21 protein-coding genes are annotated in these 25,455 nt (G+C 55.0%); 15 read left to right on the forward strand and 6 right to left on the reverse strand.

What is annotated here, in order from left to right:
- Positions 1–147 precede the first annotated feature (147 nt).
- Positions 148–1,929: a type IV pilus assembly ATPase TfpB gene (tfpB, locus tag JL719_RS16105; protein ID WP_033155317.1), complete on the forward strand. Its 1,782-nt coding sequence runs from the start codon at positions 148–150 to the stop codon at positions 1,927–1,929.
- Between the two features lie 126 nt (positions 1,930–2,055).
- Here tfpB and JL719_RS16110 read toward each other — a convergent pair whose 3' ends face one another.
- From JL719_RS16110 to JL719_RS16130, 5 genes are all read right to left on the reverse strand, one after another.
- Complete coding sequence (locus tag JL719_RS16110; RefSeq protein ID WP_165385973.1) at positions 2,056–2,211, reverse strand: hypothetical protein; 156 nt, start codon at positions 2,209–2,211, stop codon at positions 2,056–2,058.
- A 204-nt stretch (positions 2,212–2,415) separates the two neighbouring features.
- On the reverse strand, positions 2,416–3,132 hold the full coding sequence (locus JL719_RS16115; RefSeq protein WP_033155318.1) for a YebC/PmpR family DNA-binding transcriptional regulator: 717 nt from the start codon (positions 3,130–3,132) through the stop codon (positions 2,416–2,418).
- A gap of 192 nt (positions 3,133–3,324) precedes the next feature.
- On the reverse strand, positions 3,325–6,576 hold the full coding sequence (locus tag JL719_RS16120; RefSeq protein ID WP_051669618.1) for a bifunctional diguanylate cyclase/phosphodiesterase: 3,252 nt from the start codon (positions 6,574–6,576) through the stop codon (positions 3,325–3,327).
- Between the two features lie 24 nt (positions 6,577–6,600).
- A complete protein-coding gene (locus JL719_RS16125; protein ID WP_165385974.1) occupies positions 6,601–7,230 on the reverse strand; it encodes a biliverdin-producing heme oxygenase in 630 nt (209 codons plus the stop codon).
- A 117-nt stretch (positions 7,231–7,347) separates the two neighbouring features.
- Complete coding sequence (locus tag JL719_RS16130) at positions 7,348–10,005, reverse strand: bifunctional diguanylate cyclase/phosphodiesterase (RefSeq protein WP_051669622.1); 2,658 nt, start codon at positions 10,003–10,005, stop codon at positions 7,348–7,350.
- A gap of 476 nt (positions 10,006–10,481) precedes the next feature.
- Between JL719_RS16130 and JL719_RS16135 the strand changes: the two genes are divergently transcribed.
- Positions 10,482–11,129, forward strand: coding sequence for a DUF2076 domain-containing protein (locus JL719_RS16135; RefSeq protein WP_033155319.1), 648 nt, complete (start codon positions 10,482–10,484; stop codon positions 11,127–11,129).
- Between the two features lie 313 nt (positions 11,130–11,442).
- Here JL719_RS16135 and katG read toward each other — a convergent pair whose 3' ends face one another.
- Positions 11,443–13,665 carry a catalase/peroxidase HPI gene (katG, locus tag JL719_RS16140; RefSeq protein ID WP_033155320.1) on the reverse strand — a complete coding sequence of 741 codons (2,223 nt, stop codon included), beginning with the start codon at positions 13,663–13,665 and terminating at the stop codon, positions 11,443–11,445.
- A gap of 284 nt (positions 13,666–13,949) precedes the next feature.
- Here katG and JL719_RS16145 point away from each other — a divergent pair, with 284 nt between their 5' ends.
- The 13 genes from JL719_RS16145 to JL719_RS16205 all read left to right on the forward strand — a co-directional run bounded on the left by JL719_RS16145 (position 13,950) and on the right by JL719_RS16205 (position 25,455).
- The gene (locus JL719_RS16145) at positions 13,950–14,825 is read left to right on the forward strand and encodes a LysR substrate-binding domain-containing protein (protein ID WP_033155321.1); all 876 of its coding nucleotides are present in this window, start codon (positions 13,950–13,952) and stop codon (positions 14,823–14,825) included.
- Positions 14,826–15,145: 320 nt separating this feature from the next.
- On the forward strand, positions 15,146–15,427 hold the full coding sequence (locus JL719_RS16150) for a hypothetical protein (protein WP_033155764.1): 282 nt from the start codon (positions 15,146–15,148) through the stop codon (positions 15,425–15,427).
- A gap of 37 nt (positions 15,428–15,464) precedes the next feature.
- A complete protein-coding gene (hemP, locus tag JL719_RS16155) occupies positions 15,465–15,656 on the forward strand; it encodes a hemin uptake protein HemP (protein ID WP_033155322.1) in 192 nt (63 codons plus the stop codon).
- A gap of 82 nt (positions 15,657–15,738) precedes the next feature.
- Positions 15,739–16,524 (forward strand): energy transducer TonB, encoded by a 786-nt coding sequence (locus JL719_RS16160; protein WP_033155323.1) that lies wholly within the window; start codon positions 15,739–15,741, stop codon positions 16,522–16,524.
- A gap of 3 nt (positions 16,525–16,527) precedes the next feature.
- Positions 16,528–17,262, forward strand: coding sequence for a MotA/TolQ/ExbB proton channel family protein (locus JL719_RS16165; protein WP_033155324.1), 735 nt, complete (start codon positions 16,528–16,530; stop codon positions 17,260–17,262).
- Positions 17,262–17,684: an ExbD/TolR family protein gene (locus JL719_RS16170; RefSeq protein ID WP_033155325.1), complete on the forward strand. Its 423-nt coding sequence runs from the start codon at positions 17,262–17,264 to the stop codon at positions 17,682–17,684. The genes JL719_RS16165 and JL719_RS16170 overlap by 1 nt, the downstream gene beginning before the upstream one ends.
- 463 nt (positions 17,685–18,147) lie before the next feature.
- Entirely contained in the window at positions 18,148–20,484 is a 2,337-nt protein-coding gene (locus JL719_RS16175; protein WP_033155326.1) for a TonB-dependent hemoglobin/transferrin/lactoferrin family receptor, read from the forward strand.
- Between the two features lie 14 nt (positions 20,485–20,498).
- Positions 20,499–20,744, forward strand: coding sequence for a hypothetical protein (locus JL719_RS16180; protein ID WP_033155765.1), 246 nt, complete (start codon positions 20,499–20,501; stop codon positions 20,742–20,744).
- A 145-nt stretch (positions 20,745–20,889) separates the two neighbouring features.
- Positions 20,890–21,621 (forward strand): hypothetical protein, encoded by a 732-nt coding sequence (locus JL719_RS16185; RefSeq protein ID WP_033155327.1) that lies wholly within the window; start codon positions 20,890–20,892, stop codon positions 21,619–21,621.
- A 121-nt stretch (positions 21,622–21,742) separates the two neighbouring features.
- Positions 21,743–22,744, forward strand: coding sequence for a ChuX/HutX family heme-like substrate-binding protein (locus tag JL719_RS16190; protein WP_051669623.1), 1,002 nt, complete (start codon positions 21,743–21,745; stop codon positions 22,742–22,744).
- 68 nt (positions 22,745–22,812) lie between these two features.
- Positions 22,813–23,358 carry a HugZ family pyridoxamine 5'-phosphate oxidase gene (locus JL719_RS16195; RefSeq protein ID WP_033155328.1) on the forward strand — a complete coding sequence of 182 codons (546 nt, stop codon included), beginning with the start codon at positions 22,813–22,815 and terminating at the stop codon, positions 23,356–23,358.
- Positions 23,359–23,461: 103 nt separating this feature from the next.
- Complete coding sequence (locus JL719_RS16200) at positions 23,462–24,364, forward strand: heme/hemin ABC transporter substrate-binding protein (RefSeq protein WP_033155329.1); 903 nt, start codon at positions 23,462–23,464, stop codon at positions 24,362–24,364.
- Positions 24,361–25,455: a FecCD family ABC transporter permease gene (locus JL719_RS16205; RefSeq protein WP_033155330.1), complete on the forward strand. Its 1,095-nt coding sequence runs from the start codon at positions 24,361–24,363 to the stop codon at positions 25,453–25,455. The genes JL719_RS16200 and JL719_RS16205 overlap by 4 nt, the downstream gene beginning before the upstream one ends.

Genomic DNA, 25,455 nt, shown 5'->3' on the forward strand with positions numbered 1-25,455 from the left:
CGCTATTATAGCTCTTGTCGCCGTCTCACTTTGCCTTTTTGCAGTGTTCCATGCTCTGCCTGAAAATTCCACCGCCAAGCTTTAAATCTACACAGCGTCCTGCATATTTGGCTAGACTAAACCTTTATATCATAGCAAACCAGGCGTATGCGGGAAGAACACAAATCCGAAGACAGAAAGCTGGACATCAACCAGATCGTAAAGTGGCTGGAAGAAGACGGCATGTTATCCGCCAAGGATGTCGAAAAATGCCGGCAATACGCAGCCGCCAAAATCAATCTCAACAAGCATCCGTTAAAGGTCTTAGCAGAGTGCGAACTCGCCGACCAAAGCCAGCTCGGCACGCCGTTGACGCAAGAAGACTTGACCCAATGGCTGGCGAAAAAGCTGGCTATGCCTTATTACTATTTCGACCCACTGAAAATCGACGTACCTACGGTCACTGCCTTGTTCAGCAAGGCTTACGCCGGCAATTATAATATTTTGCCGATCAAGATAGACGCCGATGAAATCGTGGTAGCCACCGCCGAACCCTTCATCCGTGCCTGGCAACTCGACCTGGCGAAGATGCACCACGGCAAGATTCGCTGCGTGTTTGCCAATCCGGACGAGATCAAACGCTATCTGGACGAGTTTTATAACTTTTCCAAATCGCTGAAAGGCGCGCAAACCCACAATGATGGCCGCACCACGGAAGGCCAGAACTTCGAACAGTTGGTCGAGCTGAGTAAAAGCGCCGATTTGGACGTGAACAATCAGCATGTGGTGAATTTGGTCAACTGGTTGCTGCAATATGCCTTCGACCAGCGCGCCAGCGATATTCACATCGAACCGCGCCGTCAGCAAGGCAATGTGCGATTCAGGATCGACGGCATTCTGCACAAGGTTTATCAACTACCGATGCCGATTATGAATGCGGTCTTAAGCCGCTTGAAGATTCTAGGCCGGATGAATATCGCCGAGAAACGCCTGCCGCAAGACGGCCGAATCAAGACCCAAAATAGCAACGGCAAAGAGATAGAATTAAGGCTTTCCACCATGCCGACTGCGTTTGGCGAGAAGCTGGTGATGCGAATTTTCGACCCGGAAGTGCTGCTGCGCGATTACGAGCAGTTGGGCTTTAATAAACAGGAGCTGGGGATTTGGAACCGGATGACCAGCCAGACCCACGGTATTATTCTGGTGACAGGCCCGACTGGCTCCGGCAAAACCACTACCTTATATTCCACGCTGAAGCGCTTGGCCACCTCGGAAATCAATCTATGCACCGTGGAAGACCCCATCGAGCAAATAGAGCCGGCTTTCAATCAAATGCAGACTCAGGCCAATATCGGCTTGGATTTCGCCAGTGGGATTCGCACCCTACTTCGGCAAGATCCCGACATTATTATGGTCGGGGAGATTCGCGATTTGGAGACCGCGGAAATGGCCGTGCAAGCTTCGCTGACCGGACATTTAGTGATTTCCACCCTCCATACCAATAGTGCGCCGGCTGCGGTGACACGTTTGTTAAATCTTGGCTTGCCAGGCTATCTGATTCAGCAAACCATTTTGGGGGTAATGGCTCAACGCTTGATAAGAGTGCTATGTGGGCAATGCAAAACCGCGACAACCGTAGACCAAGCACAGTGGCAGGCATTGGTGGCGCCGTTTAAAGTCGCTACCCCTAAACACATTTATAAAGCTGTTGGTTGCAAGACCTGCCGCAATACCGGCTTTGCCGGCCGTATCGGCATCTACGAAATTTTCGAAAACCAGCCGACCCTGCAAAAATTGATCGTGGAAGGCTGCGATACGCTGTTACTGCAACGCCAAGCGATCAGAGAAGGTATGCGTCCGTTGCGGCTAAGTGGCGCGGAAAAAGTTGCCGCCGGCATTACCACCATTGAGGAAGTGTTGCGGGTGGCGCCGGAGCGGATAGATTTTTAAATCTGTCGATCATAGGATAAGATCGAGAAGATGACAGCAGACTCCGGAAAAACCCGGCCTAAGCCGATGCCTTATTTCCCTGCTAAAACGATATAGGCCAATAAAACCGCCCTATAATGAGCCAGCTTAATCCTGGCGTTTTTTCCGATTTACGTTGATGTTGCTCGCAACAGTCGTTGAAGCAAATAGTGCCGATGAAAGAATAAATTCGCCTGACATAAAACCGATCACGCCGGTGATAAAAGCCAAACCGTTCAAAATATCTTTTTGTAAGTCATTCATTTTTGTTACTCCGTAATAAACACGCTTACACTATAAGATAGATATAATTTATCAACAATACCCTCTAATACATATTGTTTGTTTTACGAAAAGAAACAATAGCCAGGTTATCCTGCTAAAACAAGCAATGGCAATGCACTTTAGTGGATCAGGAACGCTGAGGTTCCTGAATGCAATATCTCAAATTACTGAACGGTTTTGCCTTTAATACTCGGCATCATGGAAAACGTTTTGCACGTCATCCAGGTCGTTCAACATATCCAAAAACTTTTCGAACATCACCACATCGTCGCCGCTGATAGGGGTAACACTTCTAGGCATAAACTGAATTTCATCCGCTTCAAAATCGATCTCGCCCAACAAATCCGTTAAGGCCTGCTTGGCTTTCGCGTAGTCGGCATGAGGGGTAAACACGGTCAACTTGCCGTCCTCGTTTTCGATGTCGGACACATCCACATCCCCACTGAGCAGGGCTTCCAACACGGCATCTTCGTCATTGTGCTTGAAGGCCAGGATTGCCGAATGATCGAACATATGGCTGACAGCACCTTGCGTACCGATCTTGCACTTGGTTTTGGTAAAGCACAGCCGTACATCACCAAACGTGCGATTGGGATTATCGGTCAAGCAATCGACGATCACCATGCAGCCACCAGGTCCAAAGCCTTCATAGCGGGCAGGCGCAAAATCTTCTCCGCCGCCGCCCTTGGCTTTATCGATAGCTTTTTCGATGACATGCGTAGGCACTTGGTCTTTTTTGGCTCTATCGATCAACCCCCGCAAAGTCAAGTTGCCGGATGGATCGATACCACCGGATTTGGCGGCCATATAGATTTCCCGACCATATTTGCTGTAAACCTTGGCCTTGGCGTCAGCCGTCTTGGCCATGGACACTTTACGGTTTTGATACGCTCTACCCATTCGACTTTTGCTCCCCGGATCGCTTGGCAAAAAAACGGCGATTCTACAGGTAAGTATTTGCTGTGGGAATTTTTTGACCGGCTTATGCCAGGTCAGACTTTAGGAATGATGGTTAGACTCGCCGCAAAACCAAAATCAAAGAAGCCAGCATTACGGAAGCTCTAATCACATCCGCCGGCGGGCTAAACTTGTTCACCCCGGTAACAAGCGTTCAAAGCTATCTAACGGTAAGGGTTTACTGTAGAGATAGCCTTGAAATGTATGGCAGCCATGGTTTTCCAGAAACCAACGTTGCTCTTCGGTTTCCACCCCTTCGGCTATGACGTCCAAACCCAGATTATTGGCCATGGCAATAATCGTTTGGACGATCACGGTATCGTCCGGATCGACAGAAATATCCCGCACAAAGCTTTGATCAATCTTCAATTGGTCGATGGGCAGTTTTCTGAGATTAGATAACGAGGAATTCCCGGTGCCGAAATCATCCATTGAAAAACGCACGCCAATTTCCCTTAACGCATGCATTTTGCGGATGGTCTCATCAATATCGTCGAGCACCAGACTTTCAGTTAACTCCAACTTCAAGCGATTGGGATTGATATCGCTCTCTCGAATGATTTGCCGCACCACGTCGACGAAATCAGTTTGCCTAAACTGCCGCGCACTGACATTTGCAGCCAGTTGCAAATGTTGAGTATGTGTGCTGCTTTCCCAAATCTTCAGCTGCCGGCAAACGGTTTCCAGTACCCAACGCCCTATCGGCACAATCAAACCAATATCCTCGGCCAAGGGTATAAACTCAGCCGGTGAAATCAAGCCGCGTTCGGGATGTTGAAAACGGATTAAGACTTCAGCACCGATAATATCCAAACCTTGCGAGACTTGCGGCTGATAATACAGTTGGAATTGCTTATCCGTTAAAGCGCCGTGTAAATCCGCCTCCAATTTGACCCGGGCATTGATACTGGCCTGCATCGCAGGGTCGAAGAAACGTATGGTATTCCGCCCGGCTTTTTTTGCCTGGTACATGGCAATATCGGCTTGTTTCAGCAAGCTTTCTATGTCCGAATCATGGTCGTTGAATAACACCGCGCCGATACTGGGCGAATTGCGATATTCGTGGTCGGCAAGCCGGTAGGTTTGCGTCAAGGCAGTAAGGATTTTATTCGCTATCACTTCGGTCTGCGCGCCGGCATCCAGCATTTCATCGCTCAGATCCGTCAACATCACCACAAATTCGTCCCCGCCCAGGCGCGAAACCGTGTCGCCTTCGCGCACGCAAGCCACCAAACGTTGTGCCACCAATTGCAACAATAAATCACCCATGTCGTGACCGAGGGTGTCGTTTAAGGTCTTGAAATTGTCCAAATCGATAAACAGGATGGCCCCCTCCCGCCCGCTACGCGCACTGGCAATCAGCGCTCGTTTCAAACGATCTTGCAGTAATCGGCGATTCGGCAAACCGGTCAACGGGTCATAAAACGCCAAGCGCTCAATTTCCTCGGCAGCGGCTTTAATCGAGGTAATATCTACAAACGTGGCCACATAATTTTTGATGCAACCCGTCGGGTCTTTCACCGTACTGACGGCCAAATGCATGGGAAACACCGCACCGTCCTTGCGTTTACTAGAAATCTCACCTTCCCAGACCCCTGAGTTATTGACCCTTTCCCACATCTCCTCGTAATAGACCAGACCCTGCAAATCCAATTCCAATACCCGCGGATTCTTGCCTACTACTTCCTCGCTGAGGTAACCGGTAATACGGGTAAACGCCTGGTTTACCCGCAGTATCAAGCGATTCTCGTCCAAAACCACGATGCCTTCCTGCGACTCGAAAGCGGTAGCGGCAATCCGCAGCTCCGCGTCCAATAACTGTTGCTGTCTCAGCGCGTGCTCCAACCGGCTTTTTTGTGCCAAGCCCTCGGGTAAGGTCATCGCCAACATCCGGGCAATATCAATTTGTACAGGCGACCAAGGTTCGCTGCGACCCCGCCATAATTCCGTCCACATTTCAAATGACTTACGCGGTGTCAGTTGGTAGTTTCCGCTTTTGTCCATCACCAAGCCTTTCTCGGCCTTGCCCGCCCAGCTTACGGTGCGCGGCTTTTCCTGTCTGAACCAAACTATGACATTGCGCATATCGCCGGGCAGCGGTGTGGTCAATATCCCTGAGGCTATTTCCTGGTATTTTTCTGCCGGTAAAAAATCATTGGCAAGATGATCAGAACTAAATATCTGGCCGCTGGCTTGTTTGCCCAGCCAGAGCAATAATGCCCCTAGATCTGCAGGTTTCAACACCTCGCCGTAAACATGCCGCTTACCTTCCACCACAGCTAATATCCCGGTTGCATCCAGCAACGCCATCAATGGCGGTAGTAACCTTTGCAAGACCCGTTGCTCGTGATCGGTAAAAATATAATTCAGCAACTCACCGATCACATGGTTAGCGCTGGCAACGCAGTTGTACTGCTCCAAGGCCTCAATCGAGGATAATTTCGACGACACCATCCGGCTTATAAACGTCACCGCTTCGCGTTGAGCAATCGACACACGTTTTGCCGTGAAGTGATGACAAGCTATCAATCCCCACAATCGGCCGTTTTGCAGCAAAGAAATCACCATTGAGCCCTGCACACCGATATTGCGCAAATACTGGATATGTATCGGCGACAGGCAACGCAACGCCGAGTAACTCATATCCAAGGGCCTTTCGGTTACGGGATTGAGGCCAGGTAAAATGGGCACCGGCTCGGCATCAATATCGGCAACCAAGCGTACCAGATTACTCGTGTAAAGGCGCCGCGCTTGTGGCGGAATGTCACTGGCCGGAAAGTGCAACCCAAGGTAGGATGGCGCATGATCCACGCTATTTTGGCTGATCACTTGACCGTTCCAATTAGAGTCAAACCGATAGATCATCACGCTATCGTAGCCGCTCATCCGCCGCACCAACAGCGCGACATCATCGAAATAGCGCGAGAAATCGCTATTCGCGTCGTATCTCAGCAATGATTCCTGCATTTCCATTAGCAATTCGGACAATCGCCCTTCCTGGTCGGCGTCGTGATCAGGCACGAGTTCCAGCACAAATAGCCCGTCACTCAAATAAGCATGGGCCTGTAGATCAAAAGGGCCCTGGCGCTGGGGAATGCTGAGTTTCCCGGCGGCAGTGTTTTTACTCTGCGCCGATTGAAACATTTGCTCGATTTGCCCGGCAATTTTTTCGCCGACCAACTCCTGAAGCGGTTTACCGTAAACATCGCCGGTCAATTCGCTGAAAAATTCGCTAATATTGGCGCTCGCCTGCAATACCGTGTAAGGACGATCAGCGCTTAAAACCAACAAGGCGCCATGCGGCTGAATCTGCCCGATTTGTTGAATGGGCTCTGCCGCGCACTTTTCCAGGGCTTGTTGCAACGCCTGTTGATCAATATCATCCATTAGACCGGGCGGAGAACGTGTAACTTACGAATAGGCATAATCATCCAGTACTTGAATAAAAAATTGAAAAGTTTGGCAGGCCGCGTGCTCGGCAGCCGAACGCTGGTCATCGTCACCGGCTAGGTTTTCCGCAAACCGCAGAAAATCTTGCCACATAGGCCCGGTGTTCTGACCATAACCGCGGAAAAAGCAAGCGCCGGCTTCGCCATTTAAACCGTGGTAGGCCTCAAGGCTACGCGAAATAAGCTGTCCACCCAACATCGATCCCTCTATCACGTATAAAACCCCGGTATATTCACCCATGCTGGCTACCTGCGGTGCCGGCAGGTTTTGCGCCATGTTGTATTCCCTAAGCGGGTCTATCCCCAAAAACGCCAGATCGCGGCAAATCCAAGGCAACTTAAGGCGTTGAGAATAGTCGAATTGACAGTCTTGAGAAGACTGAAAGGCAATTAACCGCTGTTCCAAAGCCTGATAGAGATGGTAGTAAGCGGACAGCAGCTTTCGGTATTTAGCCAGCGAATAGTCTGGTTGGGTGATTCCGACCAGAAAACTATGCTGATTTAACCGGTTGTGATAGTCATTGCTTGCTGCCTTCAAAGCCTCGCGGACTGCCAGCCGGGAATTGTGCGGATGTGTATCGGACGATTTCATTCGGAGCCCCGGCAAACCCAATTTAGTAAAAACGGCAGTAAACAGGAATATACCAACAATTCCGCGAAAGGCCAGGTGCATGCCTGATAGCCGGAGCGGCTACATTAACAGGCTGGGTCAGCACTTGGGCAAACGCCGACTCCAGGCCATAAATTCGTCTATCGGCACCGGCTTGCTGAACAAAAACCCCTGACAGGCGTGGCAGCCGTGCTGTTCCAGAAACAAGCGCTGCGCTTCGGTTTCGACGCCTTCGGCAATGACTTCTATCTCCAGATTGTGGGCCATGCCGATGATGGTTTGCACGATCACCGCATCGCTGGTTTTGATACCGATGTTATGCACAAAGGAGCGGTCTATTTTTAACTGGTCGAACGGCAACTGCGTCAGATAGGAAAACGACGAGTATCCGGTCCCAAAGTCGTCCAACGAAAAGCGCACGCCCATCTCTCGGAGCGCGTGCATTTTAGAGATGGTGTCGTTGATATTCTCAAGGACCAGACTTTCGGTCAGTTCCAGTTCCAGCAAGTCCGGGTTAACGCCATGGCTATCCAGCGTCCGCCGCACCTGCTCGACAAAATCCGCCGCTCTAAACTGGCGCGCACTGACATTAACGGCTAGCCGAAATTGCCGCGAACGCGCATGCTGCTCCCACTGCTTCAGTTGCGTGCAAGCGGCTTCCAACACGCATTGGCCAATCGGCAAAATCAAACTGGTTTTTTCCGCCAAGGCAATAAACTCCAACGGCGATACCAAGCCGCGTTGCGGATGCTGCCAACGCAACAGCGCCTCGGCGCCCACTACTTGGTGGTTTCGGTAGATCTGCGCTTGAAAATACAGCTTGAACTGATTTTGAGACAGCGCAAGGCGCAAATCTTTTTCCAAATCGGCGCGAGCAGTCGCCAGCGCCTGCATGCTCGGGTCGAAGAAACGCACAGCATTACGCCCGGCCATTTTGGCTTGATACATAGCAAGATCGGCGTGCCGGAGTAGCTCCTCCGCAAGCTCGTGATCACGGTACAAGCGAATGCCGATACTGGCCGAACAATGGAACTCATAGCCGTTTATGTCATAAGGATGAGCCAACGCATCCAGCAATTTTTCGCCGACTTGCTTGGTTTGCATGGCGGCAAGCTCGACATCGGCGCTCAAATCTGAGAGCAACACCAAAAACTCATCCCCACCCAGACGGCCGACGATGTCGCATTCGCGCACGCTAGTACGTAAGCGCCGCGCCACCTCTATCAATAATTGGTCACCGGCCTCATGGCCGCGCGTGTCGTTAAGCGTCTTGAAATTATCCAGGTCCAAGAACAGGATAGCGCCATACAAGCCGTTGCGGGCGCCGGCAACCAACTCCTGGCCCAAGCGGTCTTGCAGCAAACGCCGGTTAGGCAAATGGGTTAAAGGATCGTAATAGGCCAATCGGTGGATTTCCGCCACCGCGTCCTTGTTCTCGGTAATATCCGAAAATGTACCGACGTAATGGGTAATGCGGCCATCGGGCGCGACTACGGCGGCAATGGTCAGCCATTGCGCAACAATCAGGCCATTCTTATGCCGATTCCAGATTTCACCTTGCCAGTGGCCGGTTTCCTGTAATGAAGTCCACATGGCGGTAAAAAATCCCTTGTCGTGCCGACCGGAGTTGAGCATCTGCGGCGTTTGCCCCATTACTTCTTGCGCTTCGTAGCCGGTCAGCGCGGTAAAGGCTCGATTCACCCGCAGGATTATCGCGTCCGGGGAGGTGACGATCATCGCCGCCTGCGATTCGAAGGCGATGGCGCTGATACGCAGCATTTCTTCCGCCTGTTTACGCTCGCTGATGTCCCGAATAATCGCAATACCGCCAACAATCTTGCCGGCGCCGTCGCGGGACGGCGCGCAGCTCATGTCTATCACTATGCCGGCGGCATCCGGCGCCGGCCTGAAATTGCCTTCATAACTCACCTTTTCACCGTTCAACGCCTGATGCAAAGCGGCAAGTAGTGAACCGTCGTTAAAACCCTTAATATCCAATCCGACGACGTTATCGACGGTATTCTGCAAAATAGCGGCAAACGGTTCGTTGCAGTAAGTGACGATCAGGTCGGTGTCGTAATGAAAAATTCCGATGGGCGAATGTTTCAGCAACAAGCGATAGCGCTGCTCGCTGATACGCATGGCCTCTTCTCTTTCCGCGGCGTCGAGATGCAACACAATATTCTCGGTGATGCTTCGATTGATACGCCGCAAGCTGATCACCATGAAGCACAGGTATAAAAACCCTGCCACGCTCATCGCCACAAACAATCCATTACCGGACATGAACAAGCGGACAATGATGGGCAGTAGCGAGCTCAAAGAAAATAGCACCGCACTAAGCAGATCGGCGGAAAAAGCCACCACGCCGCCGGCAGACAAGCCTGCCAGCATGAAAACCAAAAAGAGTTGGTGCTGCGAACTGTTGGCCGGAAACATCAGAAAACCGGCCGCTCCCCACACCAAGCCCACGGCCAGCACCCCAATCCGAAACCTTTTCATCCAGAACCGAGTGCTTTCGCCCACTTCCGGCGCGGCGGACCGATAAGCCTTGACCAGCAAAGTGCGGGAAACCGCCACCAACACAATCAGCGTCAACCAACTGAGCACCACATGAGCCGCAATCATGTCGCGCTGCATATAAGCCAAAATAGCCGCCAGTAGCGTACTGCTGATCAATGACACATTGCTTGCTGCAAACAGTTGCCGAAGCTGTGCCGCTTGAATTGCTGCTTGTTTGTTCGGGTTACTGATCACGTATGATTTAGCGGCCGGCTACTAACTAACGACTGAAGTGGGTTTGAAACGACTAGCGAAGCACTCTGGATTGTACGCTAACCGGACTAACAGGCAATGCTGTTTTTGGCTGGCTGCTTTAACCGAGCCCTAGTAACCGCCCTTACAATTTTGGTTTTATGATGCCCTACCCCCGACCCTTTCCCGGAAAGTGCGAGAACCCATATTCCGAAATTTGCAATGCCAAAGATAAAGCAGCAATTGCAGCACCAGGCGCCGAAGCATAGTCTATCGCGCCGTTGGAACAGGACCGGCAGTGATTGAATACGTTGCCCTTTGCTGCTAGAAAGAAGCAATTTACGCCATCAACTATTTCACCCGGACTATTGAAACTTCCTAAACCACACCCAACTGTTAAAGAAACTTTGCAGCGATTTTGCAGTCTTTGCCCATGCCGGCGTTTAGCCGGGTTATATCTTCACGATAGGAGTTATTGAATGAATTCACAGGAACGCAACCAGCTCAGCCAGTTTCTGAATCAACTGAACGAAGTAAAGCTCACCCAAAAAGATGCCGAAGCCGAAGCGTTGATTAGAGATGCGGTGGCCAAACAACCCGATGCCGCTTATCTGCTGGTGCAACGCGCCTTGTTGCAGGATCAAGCTTTGACTGCGGCTAAAGCACAAATCGCCGAGTTGCAAAATCAATTGCAAGCCGGTGCAAACCCACAACGTGGCGGGTTCCTGGGCAACGATCCGTGGGCTCAACCTGCCAACAATAGCGGAGCGGTGCCCGGTGCCGGTAATTATCAAATGCCGCGCGGCGCCGCTCCCGCGCAAGCGCCCGGCTTCTTCGGTGGTGGTGGCGGTAGTTTTTTAGGTAATGTCGCAACCACGGCAGCGGGCGTCGTCGCCGGTTCGTTTTTGTTCCAAGGCATCGAAAGTCTAATGGGTCATCACGGCTCCAGCGCCTGGGGCCAGCAAGCAATGGGCGAACACAGCGGCCTTCAGGAACAGACAGTAGTCAACAACTATTACGGCGACGATGCCATCCAGCAAGCCAACTTGGATAATAGTGACGATTTTTCACTTAGCGACGCAGATTACAGCGTGCCGGACGACAGCGACGATTCCGACTGGATTTGATTCACCTTGAGTTCTCCCCCTTTGGGCAGTCTTCGAACTGCCCTTTTTTTGACTTTTCTCTGTGAGGGACCCTGGCACCACTTGGCACAAGCCGAGGTGTTTGCGGGTTGCCACCAGCCTGGTATTAACCCGACGCAGAAAACCGTTCCCCCCATCGAAGAACACAGCAGCCACGGCTTTGAAGGGCTCAGCCCAAACAGCATACCCGTGACAACTAGGACCGGGTTAATAAGTTGACGATGAAAGGCATTTTTTGCGCAAGGCAGCCAACTTGACCCAAGTTCGGCCAAATTGGATACCTTGCAAGCCAAGCTCAGCGCTTATCGAATCGATCCAAATCCATCACTTTGGCCCAGGCATTGGCAAAATCCTGCACGAACTTTTCCTTGCCGTCTGCCGAGGCATAGACTTCCGCTACCGCCCGTAGCTCGGAGTGGGAACCGAAGATCAAATCCACTGGTGTGGCAGTCCATTTAACTTGATCGCTGGCCCGGTCCCGTCCTTCGTAAATGCCTTCAGTAGCTGACTTGGTCCATTTCGTGGACATATCGAGCAGATTAACGAAGAAATCGTTACTGAGCGTGCCCGGACGACTGGTGAACACCCCGTGTTTGGCATGGCCGGCGTTCGCATCCAAAGCCCGCATGCCGCCCACCAACACCGTCATTTCCGGCACGCTCAAGGTCAGAAAATTCGCGCGTTCGACTAGCATTTCCGCAGGCGAATGCGCATTATCTTTGCCAAAGTAATTTCGGAAACCGTCAGCTTTGGGCTCCAGCACCGCGACAGAATTGACGTCGGTTTGCTCTTGCGCCGCATCCATCCGCCCCGGTTTGAACGGCACTTGCACCTTATAACCGGCTTTTTTGGCCGCCTCCTCCACCGCTGCCGAACCGCCCAGCACGATCACATCGGCCAGCGACACTTTTTTGCCGCCTTTCAAGGAGCGGTTGAATTCGGTTTGGACGGCTTCCAGTTTTGCCAGCACTTTGCCCAGTTCGGCGGGATCATTGACCTCCCAGTCTTTTTGCGGTGCTAACCGAATCCGCGCACCATTGGCTCCGCCGCGCATGTCGGTGCCACGGAACGTGACTGCCGAGGCCCAGGCCGTTTTCACCAACTCGGGAATCGTCAGATCCGCAGCCAAGATGGCTGATTTCAATTTGCCGGCATCCTTGGCGTCAATCAATTTGTGATCAACTTTGGGAATAGGGTCCTGCCAGACGAAGTCTTCGGCCGGTACTTCCGCACCGATATAGCGGGCTTTGGGCCCCATGTCGCGGTGGGTCAGCTTGAACCAGGCCTTGGCGAAGGCCGCCTCGAATTCTTTTGGATTATCCAAAAAGCGTTTGGAAATTTTTTGGTAATCCGGGTCCATCTTCAAAGCAATATCGGTGGTGAACATGATCGGCGGATGACGTTTACTCTGGTCGTGGGCATCCGGTACAAAATTATCGCCCTTGCCGTCTTTAGGTATCCATTGCGTCGCACCGGCCGGGCTTTTGGTTTGTTGCCAATCGAAAGTGTATAGCCAGGTCAGATAGTCGTGGGTCCAGCGCGTAGGGTTGGTCGACCAAGCGCCTTCCAGGCCGCTACTGACGGTATCGACGCCGTTGCCGGCACCGCATTTATTCGCCCAGCCCAAACCTTGTTCTTCAATACCGGCAGCGGCCGGTTCCTTGCCCACGCATTCGTCGGGTTTATGCGCACCGTGCGCCTTGCCGAAGGTATGGCCGCCGGCGATCAGCGCCACGGTTTCCTCGTCGTTCATCGCCATCCGGCCGAAGGCTTCGCGGATATGTTTGGCCGCGGCCAAGGGGTCAGGATTACCGCCAGGGCCTTCCGGGTTGACGTAAATCAAGCCCATTTGCACCGCCGCCAAGGGCTTCGCCAACTCACCTTTACCGTCGTGGCGCTCATCGGCCAGAAATTTCTTTTCCGTGCCCCAATTGACCACTTCAGCTTCCCAATCATCGGCGCGGCCACCGGCAAACCCCAGAGTTTTGAAGCCCATATCTTCCAAGGCCACATTACCTGCCAGCACCATCAGGTCAGCCCAGGATAGTTTGGCGCCGTACTTTTGTTTGACCGGCCACAATAGGCGGCGGGCTTTGTCCAGATTGACGTTGTCCGGCCAGCTGTTGAGCGGCTCAAAGCGTTGTTGACCGCCGGACGCACCGCCGCGACCGTCGAAGATGCGATATACGCCGGCACTATGCCAGGCCATGCGAATGAAAAACGGCCCGTAGTTACCATAATCAGCCGGCCACCAAGGTTGGGAGGTGTGCAGCACGCCGGCGATGTCTGCTTTCACGGTTTTCAAGTCCAGGGTTTTGAATTGCTCGGCATAATTGAAGGCTTTGCCCAAGGGGTTGGATTCGGCGGCGTTCTGGCGCAACGGTTGCAGATTCAGTTGCTCCGGCCACCAGAAGCTGTTCATGGTCGGTTCCGGCTCGGCCTGCACCGGTGTGGCGGTCAATGCCGCTGATATGGCTAGTGCCAATGTGGAAGCCAGGAAAATTTGCTTGCTTGTCATGGTGCACCTCTGTTCCTTGTTGTGATTTAAGATAAAAACCAGCCGTTGTTTTTTTCGTTTTAAAGACCGCACGGGATTAACTGTAGCGGCATTTAGTTGTAACGGCACCCTATCCCTTCAGAAAACGGGTTCGGTAGACATATTCAACGGGAGATTGGCCGCAAACTGAAATTGATTTCTTCGATGGACCGATAGGCCAAGTCAATAATAGGCGCTTCCGAGCTGGTATGATTCCGGTCCGGGTGCGCTTTCGGAATACTTAACTCAACAGCGGATAACAGTCGATGAACTTGCGGGATTTAAGCTACCTAGTGGCCGTAGCGGAATTGAAAAACTTCAGCCAAGCGGCTGAGCATTGTTCGATTAGCCAGCCGACGTTGAGCACGCAGATTAAGAAACTTGAGGATTATTTAGGTGTGGATTTATTCCTGCGCGAAAAAAATGCGGTAGAAACCACCGACACTTGCCGGGAAATTTTACCGCTCGCCCGCCGTATACTTGACGATGCCCGCTCCATTCGCCAAATCGCCGCCCACGCCAGTGATCGACACCGCAACATGTTGTCGTTGGGGGCTTTTCCTTCACTAGCAAGCTACGTATTGCCGGAATACGTATTTCGCATCAAGCAGCATTACCCCGAGCTGAAACTCCAACTGGTCGAGGAAAAAACCAACGCTCTTGTAGCCTTACTGCTCGACAAAAAGCTGGATGCTGCCTTGCTGGCCTTGCCTGTCGAACAGGCGAACCTGGAATCGCGAACCCTATTCGAAGACCCTTTCACCCTGGCGGTGTGCGCCGACCATCCACTTGCCGAGCAGGCGGAAATTGACCTGAACACGGTGGCCAAAGAAAATCTGCTGTTGCTGGACGAGGGCCATTGTTTGCGGGATCAGGCACTAAAATTATGCCATCCGTCGCGCTTTGTGGAGCACGACTTCCGGGCATCCAGCCTGGAAACCTTGCGTTTCATGGTCAAAAACGGCGTCGGCGTGACGCTGATGCCTTCGGTCGCCGTGCAGCCGGACGATCATGACATTCGTTATATCACCATCCGCCAGCGGCCCAGCCGGCAAATCGCGCTGGTCTGGATCAAAAATCATCCCCGCAGCGAACTCCTGGAAACGCTGGCCGGACTGCTGGCTTATAAACCGCTGCCCTAAAGCTAAAAAAAGCCGAAGCCACGCTATGAGCCTGACCAAGGGTGGCGACTTCCGCTGCGATTTGCAGCCATATTCTCAAATCATTTACCACAAACAAAACACCTCTATCGTCTTCCCCACCCCGTTGGCCCTGCCAATTGCTTCCCGACAAATTCCCAAACCACCCACAGCAAAATACTTTTGCTTGACATATAGATGATAATCATTATCATTTGTATCCGACAGTCATCTCTCGTGCTGTCATTGCCGCACCTGCACAGCCTCCTAAGTTATCCAGTGTGCGGCAATTTAACTTATAACTTATGCAACCCGAGGTCATCATGTTTGAAGACAACTCTATCGGCGCGCCGAGAAGCCGCGATGTGGCGCAAATTCATGCCGCGACCTGCGTGTTAATGACCCAATTCATCAACGGCCATCACAACCCCAAGCTGGCACATCTCATCGTGCAGCAATTGGGCCGGTTACTGAGCCATCCGGAACTAGAACATAGTGCTTCCAGCCGGGACATGTATCTGCAATTGCTGGAACACTGGCAAACAGTCACCAACCTGTTATTAGAGCGAAAAACAGCTCGCCAGCAGCCGGCAACGGCGCATTGAGCGGGTTTGGCATTTATTCGTCATCATTTTTAGTCCTATGAAAAATCCGTCTAACCCAGTGCGACTTAGCCCGTCAACCGCCGACACGCCGCCGGAAATACCGCAAGCCAGGCAGCGGGTGAATAGCCGTTTATTGTTCGGCACCCAAAACGAAATTGTCATCGAACATCAAGGCGACGAGTACCGTCTGCGCATTACCAGCAACGGCAAATTAATTTTGACCAAGTAAACCGTAACACCCGACAACACCAGCCAGCCAACCCCAGGGTAGCCAGCCAATCGTTTTCAGCTCAGTTAATCGAGAGGCCTGTATGTTACCGACCGCCAGTTTCCGCCAGCTTGCCTGTCTGGCCCCCATGCGCCTCGTAGCCAGCGAAGAGCCGTATAAATCGATAGCCACAATCCAAAAAGCCGAATATAACGAACGTGGCCTGGGCTTGCTCATCGCGCTCGGCTTGCATTTGGCCTGGTTCGGCCTGATGCCGAACAGCGAGAAACCGCAGCCCGTCACGCCGCCGCAACCTATCATGGTGCAGTGGATCGGCGACGCGCAAACCCAACAGGCACCGGCCAAACCACCGGTACAACAAGCCCAGCCAACCCCGGAAAAAACCGTCAGTCAACCCAAAACGCCGCCCAAACCGGTTAAAAAACCCAATCTTGTATCGACCGCCAGCCAAGCGTCGGCTGCAATGGCAGCACCCGAGCCGACGCCGGAACCACCGCGCGCCGAACCTGCACCAACGGCTGCTACCGCAGCGCCTGCTCCGGCGCCCAGTTCTGCCAGCACCAGCGAGGCCACATCGGCGCCGATGACCTTGCCCACCCTGAACGCCGACTACTTGAACAACCCGGCCCCGGCCTATCCCAGCGCATCGCGGCAACTCGGCGAACAGGGCAAAGTCTTGCTGCGCGTATTGGTCAACACCGACGGCGCGGTCGAACAAGTCACGCTACGTAAATCCAGCGGCTTCGATCGCCTCGACCAAGCCGCACAGGACACCGTGCAAAAATGGCGTTTCGTCCCAGCCCGCCGCGGCGAACAGGTGGTTTCGGCCTGGGTCGTGGTTCCCGTTTCATTCTCTCTCGAAGGATAAATCATGGCACTCAATCAAAGTCTCGACCATTTCCTGGCGCAAACCGACAGTGTCGGCACCTTCCTGTTCAGCTTGCTGATCATCATGTCGGTCGCCAGCTGGTATTTCATCGTCGTCAAAGCCTGGCACGCCATCCGCATCCGGCGCCGCGCCGAGCTGTTTTTACAGAAATTCTGGACCAGCGACACCCTCACCGACGTCGCCAGCCACTTGCCCGACGGCACCCAAACCGACCCGTTCTCGAATCTGACCCGCCACGCCATGGCCGCGTCGCAACATCATGCCCGCCACGGTAGCCACGGTTTACAACAGGCCGGCTCGACGGCGGAATTTCTGACCCGTTCCATGCGCCGTGTCATCGACGAAGAAACCGCGCAACTGGAGTGGGGCTTGACCGCGCTGGCTTCCATCGCCAGCACCGCGCCCTTTATCGGCTTGTTCGGCACGGTCTGGGGGGTTTACCACGCCCTGGTCAATATTGGTCAAGGCGGATTGGGCGGTTTGGATCAAATCGCCGGACCGGTCGGCGAAGCGTTGATCATGACCGGCTTAGGTCTCGCTGTCGCAATTCCGGCGGTGCTCGCTTATAACGATTGCGTGCGCAGCAATCGCCTGCTATTGGCGAGATTGGACGGCTTCGCCCACGATCTATTCGCCTTTTTAACCACCGGCGCCACCATCGCCAGCGCGCCAGCCGTTACCGGCGTCGAACTGGCCTACGCCAACGGAGAACAATAATGGCATTCGGCGGCTTCGATCAAAACAAAGGCGGCGGCCATACCGTTGCCGAAATCAACATGATTCCGTTAATCGACGTGATGCTGGTACTGTTGGTGATCTTCATGATCACCGCCCCGCTGATGACGCATGCGGTGAAAATCGATCTACCCAAAGCCAGCAGCGTACCGCAACAACCTAGCGACGAACCGGTGGCGCTGTCGGTGGATGGCGAGGGGAAATTGTTCTGGAACCAGGAACAAATAGACCGCACCGTTTTGAATCAAAGGCTGGCCGAAATCGCCCAATCGCCGCAGCAAGCGGAATTGCATATTCGTGCCGATCAAAACGTGCCTTACCACTTCGTCGCCGAAACGCTGGCGGATGCGGCCAAGGCCGGGGTCAGTAAAATCGGTTTCGTTTCCGAGCCTGAAAAAAAGTGATGTAAGCAAGTCTTGGTTTTCCCGCCGACAGCGGCAAGCCAAAACCAAACTCGGGAAAAATATCGGCCGGTTTCGGGGTGTCTGACCTAGGCAAGGCAAGGATTGCCGATTTGTAATGGCGAACAAAGCGCGGGAGGCCTAGCCGTCAGACACCCCGAAACCGGCCGAAAATAGCCCGTTAAATTTAAGAACCCTATCCGTAAAAGCGGTTTCAACCGCGATTACAAAACCAAACAGCCACCTAGCCATTCGCGCCAGGCAGCCAGCATTTGAGACTGCACTGCCTGTTGGAATCGCTATGCCCTTATCTTTAAGCGCTCGACCTTGGCCGGCCACGCACCGCGCGGACTACTGTCCTTGCCTGTTGTGTGGCTCAACCGGTCGTCGCTCCGTTTGTATCACATCGAAAATCAGCCCTTTCCGTCTGCTCGCCGGACCGATCATTTACGCACTGCTATTACTGATGAGCGCGATGCCCGTAAGCGCCGCCGACGATGCCACGCTAGGTAATATCGAGGAAACCGAGGACGTGGAACTGGCAATCGTTACGGTAAAAGCCAAAAACGGCAATCCTCCGGCAAAAGCCGTTCCCGGTACCGAGTCGGCAATTGATGCAGCAACCATCGAACAACGCATGGTCCGCAATATCAAGGATTTGATCCGCTACGAACCCGGCGTCAATGTCGGCAACGACCCCCAGCGCTTCGGCGTCAGCGGCTTTACCATACGCGGCCTGGGCGGCAACCGGGTGTTGATGCAAATCGACGGCGTGCGCCTGCCGGAAGCCTTCCGCATCGGTTCGTTTGCCAGCGCCAACCGTAATGCGGTGGACATGGACGCCTTAAAAGCCGTGGAAATCGTCCGCGGTGCCGGCTCGGCCTATTACGGCGGCGACGCCATGGGCGGTACCGTCAACTTCGTCACCAAGGATCCGCGCGATTACTTGAATTTATTCGGCAAGGATTATTACACCGGACTGAAACTGAACTACAACACTACCGACAACGGCTTCGTGCAAACCGCAACCTTGGCGGGTGCCTGGGGCGGCTGGGAAAGCATGGCGCTATTCACTCACAACCAAAGCAACGAAACCGACAATAAAGGCACGGCGGATTTCGCCGACGGCCGCCGTACCACGCCCAGTCCGCAAGAAAACGGCAGCTACAATCTGCTGGCTAAACTGCTGTATCGATTTAACGACGACAACGTGTTGCGTCTGACCGGCGAATGGCTGGACAGTCGAGCCGATATTGACGCTTTGTATCTGCGCGGTGCCGACATCAGCCTGCGCAACGTCAACAGCATGCTCACCACCGATACCCAATCGCGCTGGCGCCTGACGCTGGATCACATGCTGAAGCACCTGGATACGCCGCTGTTCAACGATGCGCTATGGAAGTTTTACACGCAAAAATCCGCCACCGGGCAAGTCACTTTGCAAGATCGCACCGCCAACGTGGACGGCAACACACTCACCGAGCGGATTTTCGATTATGCCAACGACGATTTCGGCGGCGAACTGCAACTGGGAAAGGACTTTGTTTTAGGCGATACCGCGCATGCGCTGAAATACGGCGGCCAGATCAGTAAAAACAGCATAGCCCAACAACGCGACGGCAGCTATACCTGCGTCAGCGGTTCCGTCAATCCGCGCACCGGCCGCCCCAATAACATTTGTCCCAAGGGCCGGATCAGCAAGACCGTGACGCCGGATGAGTTTCCGGTACGGGATTTTCCCTTATCAACGGTAACCAAGGCCGGCGCTTATCTTGAGGATAGTATTGGCCTGTTTGATAAACGCATCGAGCTGATCCCCGGCGGCCGTTGGGAATATTTCCGCTTGCTGCCCAAGCCTGATTATTTGTTCGACAAAGCCTCCGCGGCAGCGGTTGCGGAAGGCGCCAATCCGGTAATACCCATCATCATCGACGCCAACGCCTTTTTACCCAGATTCGGCGCCTTACTGCACCTCAACGAGATATTCACGGTGCACGGCCAGTATGCGCATGGCTTTCGCGGCCCCAACTTCAGCGAGAGCAATCTCGGTTTTACCAATATCACCGGCGGATACACCAACCTGCCCAATTACAATATTCAGCCGGAAACCAGCGTCGGCGCGGAAGTGGGTTTGCGCGGCCAGGGCGCTGCCGGGACTTTCGACATAAGCCTGTTTCGTAACGATTACGACCACTTCATCTATAACGCGGTAATTTGCAACCCGGCGACCGCGGCCTGTCCGCCGTTGGGTTTTACCACCTATCAAAACATCAATAGCCCTGACCCGATCCGCATTCAGGGTATCGAAATCAAAAGCCGGTTTTATCTGGACTGGCTAAATCCCTATTTACAGGGCGCCAGCCTGCTGTTCAGCGGTGCCTTTACTGAAGGCATGAATCTAAAAACCCAACGCAATGACGACGACGCCCTAAGACAAATCAGCCCTATGAAAGCCGTCGTCGGTCTGCGCTACGACCAACCAAGCGGCGACTGGGGCACGGAATTGAACCTGACCTTGGTCGGCGCCAAACAAGCCAATACCGCGCCGGCTGACGCCCTATTTCTGCCCAGCGGCTACGGCGTCATCGATTTCAATGCCTACTACAACGCCGGCAAGCATCTCTCGTTCAATGTCGGGGTATTCAACCTGCTGGATAAGAAATACATCGACTGGGAAGACATCAACACCCGCGCCGGCGACCCGCATACCACGCTGGGCAATTTCGCCGACGCCCGCTACTGGGCCGACCGCTATTCGCGTCCCGGCCGCAATCTCGGCGTCACGGTAAAACTGGCCTTTTGATGGAGAACAATCTGATGACCAAGGGCTACAGGGCCAAGAAAGAGGCCCGGAAAAAACTGGAAACGCTGTTCGAAGAATTGCTGGAACACGAGGGTTTCGGCGAATTGCGAATGGAAATGCGCTTGTTAAAACGCGGGCAAAAGGAAGTGATCATCCATTGCGGCAAACAGTACCGCTACGTGCTGGACTTTCAGATGCAAGGCACGCCGAACGGCAATCGCGATGGCAACGCACTTCCGGAATGCCGCGAGCCGCACTGAGTTTTAAATCTCCGCCACCGCAAAGGCCATGGGCCAGCGCGGATAGCCGGCATGGGGCCGAAGCGGCGGACGCTATTTTGACCAAAGCAACGGATCGTCTTCGCGGTGAAGAGATGCGTCAATTTATTTATATAGGAAACCAACCATGAAAACTGCACAAAAACTGACCTTAATCGCCGGCCTGTTGGCCGTTTCCGGCAGCGCTTCGGCTGACTTGACCAACGGCCCCGACCCTTACGCCGCCGGCTACGGCTTCGACACCCCAAGCGAAGCCAGCTGGGGCAACTGGAACCGGGGCAATGCCGGCACGCTGTACGCGGAATGGGACAGCTTCGTGGATAACTCTTATCCCGGCATCCGCACCGCTGCTCCCGATGTGGGCAGCGCCGGCACCACCGACGCCAATATCGGCTGGAACGCCGGCACATTCGCGGCCGGATCTGGCAATTTGTACAGCTTCAGCGTCGCCGAGAATTTCACGGCCTCGCTGAGCGGAGCTACCGACAACCAACCCTTAAGAGCAGCTTTGCAATTCGAAACCTGGGGCGTGCAAATGGACTACAACAGCCTGTTACTGAATGGCGTAGCGCCTACCTTTACGACACAAACTTTCTACGATGGCAACTACGAAAGCTCATTCGGCCCGGTCGAGCTGGTGCAATACCTGGCTTATTGGGATTTGTCCGGACCGGCTAGCAATTATTTGTTCTCGTTTGGCAGCGCCGAACATAGCTTGAGTTTGGGCCAAGTCGCTATCGACATCGGTCCCGGCGCCGATCCGGTAACCAGTGTGCCGCTGCCCGCGGCAGTATGGCTGTTCGGCGCCGGCTTCATGGGCTTGCTGGGTTTAAATCGTAAAAAAGGCCTGGCGGCGTAAGCGCCGGCCTGTAAACGCTTTGCAGCCAGGCCGAGGGCCCGGCTGCAAAGTCCATAAGGTGCGCTTCCCTGAACATTCGCAGCATATTCACTTAACGGAGCTCAGTGTAATGGCAAAATCCATGACTAAACAACCCTTATCGATTGCGGACACTTTAAAACAAGCGTGGCAAGACCTGCGCGCCGATCACCCGCATATGCGGATTCGCGATGCGGCGGCGACGTTGGGCGTCAGCGAAGCCGAACTGCTGGCAACCGACTGCGGCAATCGGGTCATCCGATTGCGGGCACACTGGCCCGCGCTGCTAAGCGCGGTCGGCACACTGGGGCCGGTGATGGCCTTGACCCGCAACGCTTTCGCGGTACAAGAAAGCACCGGGCTCTACGAGGATATACGCCCTTGCGGCGACGCCATTCTGATAGCCGGACACCATATCGCCTTGTGCCTATTGATCGGTATTTGGCATTCGGGTTTCGCCGTGACCGAGGAAACCCATCTCGGCCCGCGCCACAGCCTGCAATTTTTCGACACGGGCGGCGAGGCCGTGCACAAAATCTATTTGACCGAACATGCCGATGCCGGCCTGTACCGGCGTTTGGTCGACATCTTTCGGGCCGACGATCAGTCGCCCAATCCGGTATTGCCCGCGCATGGCCCTAATCCGCCGCTTGGCGACCTTAAACAATGCGCGGAGTTGCCGGAATCCTGGCGGCGCCTGCTGCTGGCCGACACTTCCGAGGCTGCCGTCACCGGCCGGATCGGCATGCCGGCGCTACGCGCGTTCATGCAGCAACTGGCGGCACTGATGTTGCCGATACAAGTGCTGGTCGGCAATCCCGGCGCCCTGCAACTGCACGACGGCCCTATTCAAAACCTGAAGATTACCGGACCATGGTTCAATATCCTGGATCAGCGTTTTAATCTGCACCTCAACGAAATGGCCGTGGCCGGCGCGGACATCGTCCAACTTAGGTACCGGCAACACGCATTAACCGGCCTGCTGGTGCGCGGCCAAAACCGGCAGACCATCGCCTCCGTCTTCGGCGGTTACGACGACACCATCGGCGAAAACGGTTTTTGGCGCGACTTGCTCCTAGCCTCGGCGCTTGCAGGAGGTTCCTAGCCTTTTGCGTCGATACCCAACCCCATAAACCGATACTTTTATCGATAACGCCATATCAGGAAACCCGCATGAACCAGAAAACCATCGATCTCGAACAAGTCAGAGCAGCCTATACCGCGCTGCCGCAAACATTTTCCTCCGCGCTAATGGCCACGGTCAGCGCTTCCGGGGAGCCCGAAGCCAGTTACGCCGCCTACGTGAGGCACGACGGTCATTATTACGTGTATGTCAGCGAACTGTCGGCGCACACCCAAAACCTGTTGCACAACGGCCGGGTTTGTCTGTTGTTCGTCGAGGACGAAGACAAAGCCGCGCATTTGTTCGCCCGGCAACGGGTTACCTATCACTGCTCGGCCGGCGAAATCGACCGCGAGTCCGAAGCTTTCGCCTACATCATGGGCTTATTCGAGGAAAAATTCGGCGCGTTCATAAAACAGCTACAAAAAATGCAGGACTTTCATCTGTTTCGCATCCGTCCGCAACGCGGCAGTTTCGTGCAAGGTTTTGCCAAGGCATTTTCGATAGAAGGCGACGATTTGGGGCAAATCCGCCACGTCAATGACGTCGGGCATAAACAGCGGAAGGCCGAAGCGGAAGCCGATGCCCCGGCTTAATTGCAAAACCAGGTAATGCGCGGAGGCTAGGCATTCGGTAGGGATGCACTTGGTCGCGATTAGCGCCGACTTTTGATTTGTAGAGATCATCTAAAACCCGAACATGAAACAGACCACATCCCTAAGCCATAAACTTGCGCGAGCCGCATGTGCGGCCTTCCTCTGGCTAACCGCCGCCGCGCCGGCCCATGCCGCCGGTCCGAGCCGCATCGTCTCGGTCGGCGGCGCGTTGACCGAAATCGTCTATGCGCTAGGCGGCGCCGAGCGCCTGGTCGGCGTCGACAGCACCAGCCTGATGCCGGCCGAAGCCAAGACGCTGCCGCAAGTCGGTTATATGCGCACACTGTCGGCCGAAGGCGTGCTGTCGCTACGCCCCGACCTGCTGCTGGCCAGCGCCCACGCCGGGCCGCCGGCGGTGCTGGAGCAATTGCGCGCGGCCGGCGTGCGCATTGAAACGTTACCCGAAGACTATTCCGCCGCCGGCATTGCCGCCAAAATAGGCGCCGTTGCCGCCTTGCTGGAACAGCTCGAACGCGGCCGGGAACTGGCCGATCAAGTGCAAGCCGACTTCGATCGACTGGCGCAATGGCGCGCGCAAAGCCGTGAACACCCCAAAGTGCTGTTTTTGATGGCGGTCGCCCACGGCGCGCCGCTGGCCTCAGGTCGCGGCACCGCCGCCGACGTGGTGTTAACGCTGGCCGGCGCCGCCAACGCCGCCGGCGAACTGCAAGGCAACAAACCGATAGGCACGGAGGCAATGGTCGCCGCCGCGCCGGACGTGATTTTGTTGACCGACGTCGCCGCCAACGCCATCGGCGGTCTGGAGGCGTTCTACCGGCAACCCGGCATCGCCCACACCCCAGCCGGCCGGCAACGTAAAGTCTTTATCGTAGATACCCTGGCCTTGCTCGGCTTTGGCTTACACAGCGGTCAGGCGGTGCTGGAACTGGCCGAACGGCTGCACGGCGAACCGGCAGTTGCCGCCGACGCAGGGGCAGGCCGATGACCGTCCATGCCGCGATGGCGACGGCCGGACCGCGTCTTCGGCTAAAACCGACCTTGAGCCGCGCCGGCCTGTGCTGGATGCTGGCATTGCTGCTGGTCGCCGTAGCCTTGGCCGCTCTGGGCAGCGGCGCGGTCGCCATCTCGGCCGGCCAGGCCGTCGCCATCGTCGCCGACCGCTTCGGTATCGCCCTGCCCTGGCCGTTCGGCGCCGACCAGCAAGCGGTGTTGCTGGCGATCCGCGCGCCGCGCCTGGTGTTGGGTTTGCTGGTCGGCGGCGCCTTGGCCGCGTCCGGCGCGGCGATGCAGGGCTTGTTCCGCAATCCGCTGGCCGATCCGGCCTTGATCGGCGTTTCCAGCGGCGCGGCGCTGTCTGCGGTGGCGGTCATCGTGTTGCGCGACAGCCTGTTCGGCACAGTGGCCGGCGTATTCGGCGCCTATTTATTGCCGCTCGCGGCCATCGCCGGCGGTTTTGGGGTCAGTTGGCTGGTATACCGGCTGGCCGACAGCGGCGACCGGCTGGACGTGGCCTCGCTGCTGTTGTCCGGCATCGCCATCAACGCGCTGGCCGGCTCGGCCACCGGCTTGCTGGTCTATCTGGCCGACGACGACCAGTTGCGCAGCTTGACCTTCTGGAGCCTGGGCAGCCTGAACGGCGCCGGTTGGGACGGCGTTGCCATCGGCGCGCCGTTTTTACTCGCCAATCTGCTGCTGTTGCCGTGGCTGGCCGATGCCTTGAACGCCTTGTTGCTCGGCGAAGCCGAAGCCGGCCATCTGGGTTTTCCGGTCGAACGCATCAAAACCGGCGTGGTGGCCTTGGTAGCGCTCGGCGTCGGCGCGGCGGTGGCCTTGTCCGGCGTGATCGGCTTCGTCGGTCTGGTGGTGCCGCATCTATTGCGGCTGGCGTTGGGGCCGGACCACCGCTGGCTGTTGCCGGCGTCGGCGCTGCTCGGCGCCTTGCTGTTGATCTGTGCCGATTATCTGGCCCGCAGTTTGGCGGCGCCGGCCGAAATCCCGATCGGCATCGTCACCGGCCTGCTCGGCAGTCCGTTTTTTCTGTGGCTGCTGTTCCGCCAAAAACTAATGGGCCATTGA

Source organism: Methylomonas sp. LW13, assembly GCF_016865255.1.
In the GTDB taxonomy this organism is placed as follows: Bacteria; Pseudomonadota; Gammaproteobacteria; order Methylococcales; family Methylomonadaceae; genus Methylomonas.